Source organism: Bradyrhizobium sp. F1.13.3 (assembly GCF_040548265.1).
In the GTDB taxonomy this organism is placed as follows: domain Bacteria; phylum Pseudomonadota; class Alphaproteobacteria; order Rhizobiales; family Xanthobacteraceae; genus Bradyrhizobium.
The window spans coordinates 15369-27291 of record NZ_JBEPRI010000015.1; the positions used below are offsets into that span (position 1 = coordinate 15369).

Consider the following 11923-nt stretch of genomic DNA (forward strand, 5'->3'; position numbering starts at 1 on the left):
ACGAACACCAACCGGCGGGATCGATGCGCCAGCTCCAATTCATACGCTCGAACACCTTCCGCTGGGCCTCGGCGGTGGCCGCTGTCTTCGCCCTGCTCATGATCGTGCTGTTCGGCTTCATCTACTGGAAGATCGACGGCTACCTGATTGCGCGATCCGATCGCATGATCGCTCAACAGCTTGATTTCCTGGCAGGCCTGCCGCGGGACCGCCGCGCCGATGCAATCTCGGACCACCTTGGCCAGGATTCCCGGGGCGTTCAGTATGCGGGATTGTTCGATGCTGCCGGCAATCGGCTCGCCGGCAACCTCAAAGAGCTGCCGCGGGACTTCACCGTCGGTGGAGCGGCACAGGCCGCGAGGGTAGCGCCGGTCGGCCAACCACCAGGTGGCGATCCACTGATCCGGGCGATAGGCCGGCGTCTTGAAAACGGTGATGTCCTTGTGTTGGGGCGGAACGTCGACGAGACCCGCGAGATATCGAGCGTCGTGGGGCAAGCCCTCGCGCTCGGGCTCTTGCCGGCACTCTGCCTTTGCTTACTGGCCGGAGCCTGGCTGAGCGTGCGCGCGCAACGGCGGGTGGAGGAGGTCAATCAGCGGGTTCAGCGCATTATCGCCGGCGACCTCCGCGAGCGCCTTCCGCATCGTAACGTCAATGATCCGTTCTCCAGACTGGCTGTGATTGTGAACAGCATGCTCGATGAAATGGAAACAATGATCAATGCGCTCGCCGGCGTCGGCAACGATATTGCGCACGATCTACGAACCCCCTTAACCCGCGCCCGATTGTCCCTGGAGCGCGGGCGTACACATGCAACCACCTTGGAGCAGCTTCAGAGCGTCATGGACAAGGCGATCGGAGGCATTGATCAGTCGCTCGCGATCATCACCGCTCTCCTGCGACTGACGGAGATCGAGAACAGCCGGCGTTCGGCCGGGTTCGGCAATGTTGCGCTGCATGAAATCTTGCGAGAGGTATGTGACATCTACGAGCCGATCGCCGAGGACAAGAGCATCAAGCTTGGCGTGGATATCGACCGCAAGCTGCACGTTTGGGGTGACCGGGATCTGCTCTTCGAGGCGGTGGCGAATCTCGTCGACAACGCCATCAAGTTCACGCCGGCGGGCGGAAAGGTCGGCCTCGATCTACGGCGTGGGGACAGGGAAAGCATCGTGCGCGTGACCGATACCGGGCCGGGTATCGGCGAACAGGAGCGTGAAGCCGTGCTGCGGCGGTTCTACCGCTCCGACAAGATGCGCAACACGCCGGGAGTCGGGCTCGGACTTAGCCTGGTGGCGGCCATCACCAAGCTGCATGGCTTCCGGCTGAACATCTATCCCGGCTCGGGAGGGCGGATCGAGATCGTCTGTCTGGACAAGGCGAATGGACCAAACTCGTCGCAAATATGATTGAAGCACCGGGCAGATGCGTCGCTACCGTCCAGCTTTGTCGAAAATCAGGTCTGATTGGGATGGGCCGGCCGGGCGGCCAATCACGATCGTGCCGTGGTTCAGCGCCTGGTGACAGGAGTTGCAGGCGTCGCTGAGCTCGTCAAAGGCCTTGCCAAAATTGGCGTCGTCCCTCCGATCGATCGCATCCTTCAGGTCCCCGAGCGGCTTTTGGATAACTGACTCGATCATGTCGGGGAACGGGGTGCCCTCTTCCATTGGATGCGCGCGTCCGAGTCGGCCGAAGGCACCGCGGAGATTGCCTAGCTCGTAGGCGGCAAAATTCCAGTTGCCCGCCTGTTCGGCACGCCATATCCGCTCGTGCCTGGGCTGTATCGTGCCGATCATCATGTCGCTGATGCTCGGCAGATACGTCGCCGGTTGAGCGGAGACGCCTGCTGAGCCCGCATGAGCTCTGGGCAGGCGCACAAAGGCGGTTGTCAGCAGGATCACGATGGAAGCTGACAGCAGGCCAAGCGCCAGCGAGCTCTTCGATATCGCAGGCAACGGGCCAAGGTTCATGGTGGTTGTTCCGAACGTCGGTAGGCCGGTGTCATCGACGGCCGGGAAATCCGCTCCGTCAGGCGGGTATTGCTCGTGCATTGCAGTCGTCACGCTTACCGAGCGCCTCCCGCACGACGGTTCTGTCACCCGCGCGTCAGCGAGATGGCGCAAACCGCGGCACCGCTGGCCAAAGCCAGCTATCGACCTTCCCGTGAGCCACGCGCATGGTGTGGTTTCAAAGCCAATGCCGGCAGCGGTGAGGCTGTCAATATCTGGAACCAGATCCAGGCGGTCATGAGGGGCAGGAGGATCATCGTCTCAACTCGCGGATTGCCATCACTCAAGCTAGAACTGGGCTCTCAAAGAGCCGAAGCCTTTCGCAATTGCACGACGCTATCGCCAGCTTGGACGGCTTTTCGGGTGCGGCAAGAACCGGGCGGGAGATGACTCAATCAGCGTGCTTGCCCAGACGGGCGGCTTGAGGCCGCTGTCTCCGCCGGCCGAATTGTGAGTTGGGCCGCGGCGGAAAACGCGCGTGAGCGCATGAGAACCGTTGCAACGAGGCCGGTGATGCCGGAGGCTGCCAGGATCATTGCCACGATGATGAATTGGTAGATGCCCGCATAGACCGGACTGGCGCCCGAAACCACCATTCCGGCCATAACCCCCGGGATCCACACCAGTCCCAAGGATTTCATCATGTCGAGGCGAGGCAGAAGGCTCGCATACACGGCACTCTGAAGATAGGGCGCAATGATGACGGCGGGCTCCGCGCCGAGCGACAGGCCCGCCTCGATCTGGCCGACATGGGCAAGGATCTCGGCTCGGAGACGCTCGATTGCCTGTGCGCACGCGTTCATCGCGTTGGCGATGATCATGCTGCCGACTGGGACGAGCATTGAAATATCCGGCTGAAGACTGCCGGTCGCGAGCATCACCGCGATGACGGTGCCTGCACCTGCGGCGATCGACCAGAAACAGAGCGGAAGTGCACCAGCCATTCCCTTGAGACGTTGGGCCGCCGTGATCGCTGCGGCGATCGCCATCATGAAGAGGATGAGGCAGCCGATCAGCAGACGGCCGTGCAGCAGCAGGGCCAGTACCAGGCCGACCAGAACCATCTGCACGAGGCCGCGCGCCATCGAGACGACCGCCTCACGCTCCACATGCACGGATTGCCAGCGACAAAGCGCGACGACAGCCGCGCACAGTGCGAACGCCCCGCCGGCCTGCGCGAGGCCAGTCAACACGTCGCCGCCGATACTGTTCTGGAGCTCAGCCAGCATGCAGAACTTGCTCCGTGGGGCCGATCGCGGCGAGCCGGCCCGCTTGCATGACCATCGTCCGCGCCGCGAGCCGTTCCGCCTGGGCGTGATTGTGCGTGACGATGAGGCACGTCATCCGCCGTTCGCTGACGATGCCGAGAATGAGCTCCTCGATGCCGCGCACTGACGCCTCGTCGAGGGCGGAGGTGGGCTCATCCAGCAACAGCACCTCGGGCTCGTTCGCAAGGGTCCGCGCCAGCGCGACGCGTTGCGCTTCGCCGCCGGAGAGATTGCTGACGTCGCGATCGGCAAGTCCGGACAAGCCGACGCGCTCCAGGAGACCCTCGATTCGCGCAGGCGCCAGCACCTTGCCGCGTTGGTGCGGCCCAAACGCAATGTTGGCGGCGATGGAGCCCGGGAAGAGATACGCCGTTTGCATCACCATGCCAACGCGGCGCCGCAATTCCGGTGGGGTGATGGAACGGTAATCCTGCGACTTGAGCAGGACGGTGCCGGACGTAGGTTCGTCCAGGCGATTGAGCAGCCGGAGGAACGACGATTTCCCGGCCCCGCTTGGTCCAACGATGGCGAGTATCTCGCCGGCCAATACCTGCACACTGACGTCTTGAACGAGAACGCGCCCAGCCACCTGTCGTGACAGATGTTTGGTCTCGAGGTCGGCGATTGTAGGCGGCTCGGGCTCGGCTGTGGCCTGGGAAGAGGCCCCCGCACCTGTTCCAATGTCATTTGCGCCGCCGTTCGGCCTTGTTGCCACGGAAAGTCCTCTCGACAGGCGCCACCGCGAAAAGCCGGGGAGGTCCAACGATCACGAGACGGGATTAGCCCGGGTCGGATAGATCAGGTCAGGGTAAAATCATGAGAGATGGCGAACACGCGAAGTCTAGGCCGCACGTTTGGGAGTATACGGTCCAATCACGCACTTGTAGCCCTGTAACTTCCACTGGCTGTATGGGCCATGCGGGAGCCAGTCGGCGATTCCGCTCTGCGCATTGGTTTCGCATGCGCTCATGGTGATGCCGGATTGCTCGCTATTGGTGACGACCTTTTCCAGGCAGATCGATCCGTTGCAGAGAACTGCCACCAGCGTAATCAACATTCTTGCCTCCAGGATGATTGCAAAACAGCTCGATCAGAATTTCTGCAGCACGTCGGCCGGGAAGGTGGCATCGTCGGGTCGGCCGCTATCGTCTGTCCAAATGCACTTGACCTGGTCCTCCTTGACCGCCGAGACGGTCATCATGGGGCCTCCAGATCGCAACCTGACGAGTTCGCCCCGCTCGAATTGGACCATCGCGTCGCCTTTCGAGGATAAAGATGCTGTGGCGGCGAGTGCGGGACACGATGCAGCGATCGCAAGAAGCAGCGTCGCAACAGTGATGCGTCGTTTGGTTCGCGAAGACATGCCAAGCTCCATCCGTCCTGATTTCGAGGTAGGCGCTCGCCGCGCCGATCCGACTAAATTCGACGACAATAGTTATTCCACCAGGGGCGAGGCGGGCCTATTCCCGGCCGCCTCGACCACACGTGGGTTCTGTCGCTACGAGGCCGGCTTGGGCGCCGTGACGTCAGCCGATGAGACGCGCCACACCGCGTTGCCGACGTCGTCGGCAATCAGCAGTGCGCCACTACGATCCATGGCGAGGCCGACAGGCCGGCCGTGGGTGTGGTTGTTCGCATCGAGGAAGCCAGTGATGACGTCCTGCGCTGGGCCGGAAGGTTTGCCGTCTCTGAAGGGGACGAACACCACCTTGTAGCCGTTGAGGGGTGTTCGATCCCAGCTGCCGTGCTCTCCGACGAAGGCGCCGCTCTGATAGTTCGCAGGAAGATTATGTCCGGAGGACATGGCAAATCCCAGCGGAGCCACGTGGGAGCTGAGCGCGTAGTCCGGCACGATCGCTTTCGCGACCAGATCGGGCCGTTGCGGCTGAACGCGCGGATCGAGATGTTGACCGTAATAGCTGTACGGCCAACCGTAAAACCCGCCATCCTGCACTGAGGTGAGATAGTCCGGCACCAGGTCGGGTCCGATCTCGTCGCGTTCGTTGGCAATCGCCCACAGCTTGCCGGTCGTCGGCTCCCACTGTAGCCCCGTCGGGTTGCGCGTGCCGCTGGCGAAGATGCGGTGAGCGCCGGTGGCGCGATCGACTTCCCAGATGGCGGCGCGTTCGTATTCGGCTTGGAGCCCGTTTTCCGCAATATTGCTGTTCGACCCGACGCCGACATAAAGCTTGGATCCGTCCGGGCTCGCCAGAAGGCTCTTCGTCCAATGGTGATCGATCGGTCCACCCGGCAGATCGGTCAGCTTGGTACCTTTGGCGGTGATGCTGGTCTGCCCGTCCTGATAGGGATAGCGCATGATCGCATCCGTATTTGCGACGTAGAGATCGTGACCGACCAGCGCGACGCCGAACGGAGAATTGAGGTGATCCAGAAACACCGTCCGTACGTCGGGAATGCCATCGCCATTGGTGTCGCGGAGCAAGGTGATCCGGTTGGCGTCCTTCGCCTTGGCGCCGGCGAGGGTCTCTACCACGCCGGTGACCAGATCCTTGGGACGGAAGATCGGCGCCTTTGGACCGTTGCTCTCCACGACCAGCACGTCGCCGTTTGGCAGGACGTAAACCGATCGCGGATGCTGCAGCCCTGTGGCAAGCGCATGGACCTGCAGCCCCTGCGGGACCTTGGGTGTCTCGGATCCCCACCCCACCGGTGTCGCAATCCGGATTGGTGGCAGCAGATATTGATGCAGCGGGGGCAGCACGGGATTTGAGCCGATCTGCAGCTTCGGGTCACCTCCGGTGTCGTTGCAACCGGCCAGCCCCAATCCGGCGACAGCGACCAGGATGGCGGCAACCCGCGGCAAGCTCGTCTTGATTTCGCTCATGCCTTTGCTCCGATACGATAGCGATGGGTCAACGTCCAGCCGGGGGAGATCGCGAAAAGAAGAACAACGAGGACGACACCCGAGAGGGTTAGCCCCGTGGGTACGACCGCGGTATAGCCGTCCCGGCTATGGACAAGGACATTCAGAACGGACAGCACGACCGCGGCCGCATAGGCAAGTGCGTGGATCCACGCTGGTCTTTGGTTACGAAAGAGATCGACCATCGCGGCGACCGCGACAAGCGCAGCCATGACAAGTCCCCCCGCGATCAGCCAGACGGAAAACCGGTACCACATCACTTCGGCGGTCCTCCAATAGGCCAGGTCGGTCGCGAATGCCGCCGCAAAGTAAGCGACTGGAAATGGCACCAGGATCTGGTGAATAGGGCGTCGTCTGAGTGCACCTGCCCGTGGTCGATCGGCGAGACCAGTACTTTCCGGCTTAGTCATGCTCCTACGCTCCGTGCATTGAGTTCGCTGTCCTCAAGCCCAAGAATGTTCACGGGCCTTATCGGCCTGTTTGGGCTTCCCTCCGATATCGTCGTCGACGACCGAGTGATCTTTCGAATTCGCACGCGGCAAGAGCGAGTCGATTGCCCGGAGGCGCCGTCGTGCGATCAAGAAAATGCGATCGCGGTGCAGGAAACGTCTGTCGGCAGGCGAGGCTATCTGAACGGGTACGTTATCTGGAAGGAGCAGCAATGATCAGCGATGGTCCGCTTCGGCAGCGCGCGAAGCTTCTCTGGCGCGGTGGAAACCCCACCCTTTCATCGAGATATGTGGCCGAGGAGAGGGCGGTTGCGCTCACCTTTGGCGGGTCCACCAACGCAGTGATGATGGCCACGCCGGCCGATCTGGAGGATTTCGGAGTTGGGTTCGCCCTGACGGAAGGGATTATCAAGCAGGCGGACGAGATTGCCTGCATCGAAATCGTGGAGAGCAGCCTCGGGATCGAGGTCCGAATGTGGCTGGGCCGAGACCGGGCGGACGAGCTCTCGGCGCGTCGCCGGGCCATGATCGGTCCGGTCGGCTGCGGCTTATGTGGGATCGAAAGCCTGGAGCAGGCCTGTCCCACGCCAGCGCATGTATCAACCACAGCGACCTTTCGCGCGCGCGACCTGTTGAACGCGATGAGCGCGCTGGCGCCATTGCAAGCGCTCAATCAGAAGACACGGAGCGTGCACGCCGCTGCCTTCTGGCAACCGCACAACGGCATAGGTCTGGTGCGGGAGGATGTTGGCCGTCACAACGCACTCGACAAGCTCGCCGGTGCGCTCTTGCGGGAGAACATGGCGCGGGCAGGCGGTGCGATCCTTCTGACAAGCCGCGTGTCCGTCGAGATGGTGCAGAAAACCGCGCGGATTGGCGCTCCTGTCCTCGTCGCGGTCTCGGCGCCGACCTCGCTCGCTGTCGAGACCGCCGATCAGGCGGGCATCACGCTGATCGCGGTCGCCCGTTCAGACGGATATGAGATCTTTACCCATCCCGATCGCCTGATCTTTTCCGACTTCCCGACTGTCGCGGCCTGACAGGCTGCTGGGGCCCACAGGATCACGCCGCCGCCTGGACCGGCTCCGCGTGCAAATGCGCAAAATCCGTTCGCTGCGGAAAAGGCCGCGGTGGAGCAGCTCCTACCTGCTCAAGGCGAGATTAACGCGGTCCGTCAGGGGAAAAGGATGTTCACATGGATGCAACGGCGCTTCTGCTGTCGCGCATACAGTTCGGCTTCACCATTTCATTTCACATCATCTTCCCGGCCTTCACGATCGGTCTGGCTGCCTGGCTGACCGTCCTCGAAGCAATGCACATGCGAACAGGCCGTCCCGTCTATCAGGCGCTGTTCGAATTCTGGCTCAAGATCTTCGGCGTCGCCTTCGGTATGGGCGTCGTCTCGGGAGTCGTGATGGGATTCCAGTTCGGAACGAACTGGAGCGTCCTGTCGAAGATGTCCGGGCCGATCCAGGGTCCGCTTCTCTCCTACGAAACCTTCACGGCGTTCATGCTGGAAGCCAGCTTCTTCGGAGTCCTCGTGTTCGGACGCAAGCGAGTGCCGCCAAGGTTCTATCTGTTCTCCACCGCGATGGTGTCGCTCGGGACCACGTTGTCCGCCTTCTGGATCATGACCAACAACAGCTGGATGCAGGTACCGGTCGGTTATGTCATCCAGAACGGCTACTTCGTGCCAGACGATTGGACGAAGATCATCTTCAACTCGGTCGTATGGTCGCGCTTTCCGCACATGCTGCTGGCGGCCTATCTCACGGGTGCATTCTGCGTCGCTGCGACCGGTGCATGGTATGTGTTGCGTGGCGACCACTACGCCGAGTCCAGGGTGATGCTGAGGATGGGACTATTCCTCGCAGCGCTTCTGATACCCGTCCAGCTCGTGTTCGGTCACCTGGTCGGCGACTACGTTCACGCCTACCAGCCGGCAAAGTTCGCGGCCATCGAGGGGCGCTGGCATGACGAGCAGCCTGCGAGCGAAGTGCTGATCGGGGTTCCCGATCCGGCGACTGAAAGCAACAAATACGAGATCAAGCTGCCGATTCTCGGAAGCATCATCGCCAGCTCGAGCCTGACCTCGAAGGAGGTGGGGCTGACTGACTTCGCGCCGCAGGATCGCCCGCCGGTGCTGATACCGTTCGTAACGTTCCGCATCATGGTCGGCTGCGGGCTGATCATGCTCGCGATCGCGTGGTTCGGGTCCTATCTGAGCATCAAACGGCGCCTGCGCCGGAACCGCGCCATGCTTTGGGCAATCTTCCTCAGTTTCCCGCTTCCGTTTATCGCCATTCTCACGGGCTGGTATGTTGCCGAGGTGGGACGACAGCCCTGGGTGGTCTACGGATTGCTGCGGACGGCCGACGCCGTGACGCCGTTCCTGACGGCGCCAGCGGCAATGACCACGCTCGTGCTATTCGGGGCGGTTTATCTCTTCATCTTCTCTTTTGGCACATTCTACATCTATCGCCTCTTACGTACCGGTCCGACGCGCCTCGTCGTCGAGCCGCCGCACGGCGCCTCTCCAAACCGCCCGATGTCGCTCGCCGAGCCAGAGCTCATTCAGTCAGTTCACCGGAGCGCAGGAGAATAGAGATGGTCTTGTTCTGGGTTGCTCTTCTGGCTATTAGCATATTGATCTATCTGTTGCTCGACGGATTCGATCTCGGGGTCGGCATGTTGTTTGGTCTCGCCGGCAGCGAAGCAGCTCGCGACACGATGCTCGATACCGTCGCGCCGGTCTGGGATGGCAATGAGACCTGGCTTGTCGTTGCCGGCGTTATTCTGTGGGGCGCGTTTCCACTCGTTTATGCCACGCTGCTGTCGGCCTTCTATCTGCCTGTTATCATCATGCTGCTCGGGTTGATCCTGCGCGGCGTTGCCTTCGAATTTCGCCACAGGGCGGCGCGGCAGTTTCGCTGGATCTGGGATGTGAGCTTCGTGGGCGGCTCGTTTGCCGCGAGCTTCATGCAAGGCGTGACGGTTGGAGCCCTGGTGGAGGGCCTGAAGTTCACCGACGGTGCCTATGTCGGCGGTGTTATGGGCTGGCTCAGCCCGTTCTCGCTGATTTGCGGCATCGGGCTGTGCCTCGGCTATGCCCTTCTGGGTGCCAGCTGGCTCGTGCAAAAGTGTCGGTCGGACGTCCGTGACAGGGCGCGCCGCCAGATCCCCGGGCTGGCGCTCGCGGTTCTGGCGTTTCTGATCATCGTCTTTGCGCATGCTCTGATCGAAAATCTTCCGATCATGCATCGCTGGCTCGATCGGCCCTACCTGTTTGTATTTCCTGCCGTCGGAGCTGTGGCCGCGGCCGTGCTGGCCAGCAGCATCCTGCATCACAACGATCGCTGGCCGTTCGCCGCTGTCGCCGTCATCTTTGTCGCCGCGTTCGGAACGCTGGCACTGTCCTTCTGGCCTTACATGATTCCGTTTGCCATCACGATTGAGGACGCGGCGGCTCCTCACGCCAGTCTCGCCTTCATGTTTTGGGGCGAGGGCCTCTTCGTCTTCCCCTTGATGGTACTGTATGTCGCGATCGGCTACCGGGTGTTCAGAGGCAAGGTGGGAACGACGCCCGGCCACTAAGATCCCTCCGCGTTATCCGCGAAAGCGCTCGCGATGCTCGTGGGGACCGGTGCCGACGCACGGGCGGCGGAGTTTTTTGCTCGTACGGAAGAGCTGAGTCAGATCGCCAAATCTTCGAGGACGTGAGGGCGATTTGGCGACATCGCGTCGTCGGCATGCTCCGGCACGCGCTCTGAAAGCGAAACGGCCGGCCACGAGAAAACCATCGATCAGAGTTGGCTGATCGACGACCTTTCGCACGTTCAATCGAGCGAGGAGTTGGGTTTATCGCTTCGCCATCACGCCCGGCGCATTGTCGGGCCAACCTGCGATCGTGCGTTCGTCGATATTGAGATGCTGCGCCACGAGTTTCGGCGGCGTGTGCGTGAGCCAGTTGGAGAGAGAGACTTCTTCGTAACGCGACGCGCGAAACACGCCGATGAATTGCAGATCGGTGTCGCCGACGTTCTCGACATAATGGCCGAGGTTCCGCCTGACATAGCCGATGTCGCCGGCATTGAAGTCCATCGTCAATGCGTTCGGACCAGTATCGAAGACGGTCATCCGCGCCTTGCCCTTGATGTAATACTGCCACTCATCCGCATTGGGGTGCCAGTGCATCTCCCTGATGCCACCGGGACGAACTGTGACCAGCGCGGCCGCCACTGCGGTCGAAACCTTGAAATTGCTGCTGTCGGCGATTTGGATGGTTCCAGTATCGGACGATCTGAACGGACGGGAGGATCCGAGCGGGAAGATGAAGGGATGGGTGGGGACGGGGGCCTCCTTCTGAATCGCGGCCCGGTCGCCGGCGAGGTCACCGGGCACGGTGCCCTGGAATATCCAAAGATTGTGCAGCGGGGTCCTCGAAAATGTTTCTGCCGGGACGCCGAAGTTCTTGGCCAGGATCTCGGGCGGTGTATGCGCGAACCAATCCGTGACGAGCAGGGTATTGAACTCATCGGCATGCCCGTCATCGAAGCAGATTACGAATTCGCATCCATCCGGGCCCAAGCCCTGCAGTGAATGCGGCGCTCCCGGCGGGAAGTACCAGAGATCACCCTCCTTGACGTCCGCAGCATAGGGGCGGCCCTGCGCGTCGAGAACCGTCACACGGCAAGTGCCATAAGTCATGATGGCCCACTCGGCAGCCTGGTGCCAGTGCAGCTCGCGGATGCCGCCGGCGGTCAAGCGCATGTTGACGCCGGAGATCTCCTTGGAAATGGCAAAATCGGCAACTGTGACCTCCCGCGCCCATCCGCCATTCTGGATCCGCTTCGGCGCGTTGTTGAACGAGGCCCACGGTGTCGGCATGCCGCCGACATCCGTCGCGGGGGGAGATTGCGCAGAGGGAAATTGATTGCCCAGAACCTTACTCTGCGGGCCGGGATCAAGGAGATTTCCCGGACCCTTCGCGTTGATGGCGCCCTGCGGCGGCTCGTCCGGATTGCCGAAGGATCCGGCCTTTGCCGCGGACACCGTCATCGCCGCGCCCATTGCCGAGGCCGCCAGCAAGTTTCGTCTCGAAATCATGATCGCATCTCCAGGAGGGTTGCACTGCAGAGCCGTTGATCGCGGTCTCTCTCGCTACAGTTGGGAAAGCGTTGATATGAGCCAATCCGGAGAGGACGTCGACTTTTCCAGAATGCACTACAACGTTTTCGTGATCCGACCTTCTGGTCCGTCGCGCTGGCATGAAGCGGCATTCTCGAAAGAAAGTCAGCGGCCGAAATTGCAGTT

The 11923-nt window shown here is 61.7% G+C and carries 13 protein-coding genes; 5 read left to right on the forward strand and 8 right to left on the reverse strand.

Annotated elements, in window-relative coordinates:
• The first annotated feature begins 23 nt into the window (after positions 1-23).
• Positions 24-1409, forward strand: a complete 1386-nt coding sequence (locus ABIB66_RS32080) for a sensor histidine kinase (RefSeq protein ID WP_354211341.1) — start codon at positions 24-26, stop codon at positions 1407-1409.
• Positions 1410-1433: 24 nt separating this feature from the next.
• Here ABIB66_RS32080 and ABIB66_RS32085 read toward each other — a convergent pair whose 3' ends face one another.
• The 7 genes from ABIB66_RS32085 to ABIB66_RS32115 form a co-directional block, all read right to left on the reverse strand.
• Positions 1434-1970, reverse strand: a complete 537-nt coding sequence (locus tag ABIB66_RS32085) for a cytochrome family protein (RefSeq protein WP_354256995.1) — start codon at positions 1968-1970, stop codon at positions 1434-1436.
• A gap of 434 nt (positions 1971-2404) precedes the next feature.
• Positions 2405-3238, reverse strand: coding sequence for an ABC transporter permease (locus ABIB66_RS32090; RefSeq protein ID WP_354211345.1), 834 nt, complete (start codon positions 3236-3238; stop codon positions 2405-2407).
• Entirely contained in the window at positions 3228-3833 is a 606-nt protein-coding gene (locus ABIB66_RS32095; protein WP_502917433.1) for an ABC transporter ATP-binding protein, read from the reverse strand. The genes ABIB66_RS32090 and ABIB66_RS32095 overlap by 11 nt, the downstream gene beginning before the upstream one ends.
• A gap of 285 nt (positions 3834-4118) precedes the next feature.
• Positions 4119-4334: a hypothetical protein gene (locus ABIB66_RS32100; protein ID WP_354211348.1), complete on the reverse strand. Its 216-nt coding sequence runs from the start codon at positions 4332-4334 to the stop codon at positions 4119-4121.
• A gap of 33 nt (positions 4335-4367) precedes the next feature.
• Positions 4368-4652, reverse strand: coding sequence for a YodC family protein (locus tag ABIB66_RS32105; protein WP_354256998.1), 285 nt, complete (start codon positions 4650-4652; stop codon positions 4368-4370).
• Positions 4653-4775: 123 nt separating this feature from the next.
• Positions 4776-6122 (reverse strand): PQQ-dependent sugar dehydrogenase, encoded by a 1347-nt coding sequence (locus ABIB66_RS32110; protein ID WP_354211351.1) that lies wholly within the window; start codon positions 6120-6122, stop codon positions 4776-4778.
• Complete coding sequence (locus ABIB66_RS32115; RefSeq protein ID WP_354211352.1) at positions 6119-6571, reverse strand: DUF2231 domain-containing protein; 453 nt, start codon at positions 6569-6571, stop codon at positions 6119-6121. The genes ABIB66_RS32110 and ABIB66_RS32115 overlap by 4 nt, the downstream gene beginning before the upstream one ends.
• 45 nt (positions 6572-6616) lie before the next feature.
• On the opposite strand from ABIB66_RS32115, the gene ABIB66_RS32120 reads away from it, so the two are divergent.
• The 4 genes from ABIB66_RS32120 (at position 6617) to cydB (ending at position 10204) form a co-directional block, all read left to right on the forward strand.
• The gene (locus tag ABIB66_RS32120; RefSeq protein ID WP_354211353.1) at positions 6617-6826 is read left to right on the forward strand and encodes a hypothetical protein; all 210 of its coding nucleotides are present in this window, start codon (positions 6617-6619) and stop codon (positions 6824-6826) included.
• Positions 6823-7650 carry a formate dehydrogenase accessory sulfurtransferase FdhD gene (gene fdhD / locus ABIB66_RS32125; RefSeq protein WP_354211355.1) on the forward strand — a complete coding sequence of 276 codons (828 nt, stop codon included), beginning with the start codon at positions 6823-6825 and terminating at the stop codon, positions 7648-7650. Before ABIB66_RS32120 ends, fdhD begins: the two co-directional genes overlap by 4 nt.
• A gap of 155 nt (positions 7651-7805) precedes the next feature.
• Positions 7806-9215 carry a cytochrome ubiquinol oxidase subunit I gene (locus ABIB66_RS32130; RefSeq protein WP_354211356.1) on the forward strand — a complete coding sequence of 470 codons (1410 nt, stop codon included), beginning with the start codon at positions 7806-7808 and terminating at the stop codon, positions 9213-9215.
• Positions 9216-9217: 2 nt separating this feature from the next.
• Positions 9218-10204 (forward strand): cytochrome d ubiquinol oxidase subunit II, encoded by a 987-nt coding sequence (gene cydB / locus ABIB66_RS32135; protein ID WP_354211358.1) that lies wholly within the window; start codon positions 9218-9220, stop codon positions 10202-10204.
• Between the two features lie 264 nt (positions 10205-10468).
• Here cydB and ABIB66_RS32140 read toward each other — a convergent pair whose 3' ends face one another.
• Positions 10469-11716 (reverse strand): cupin domain-containing protein, encoded by a 1248-nt coding sequence (locus ABIB66_RS32140; RefSeq protein ID WP_354257001.1) that lies wholly within the window; start codon positions 11714-11716, stop codon positions 10469-10471.
• Positions 11717-11923: the final 207 nt, after the last annotated feature.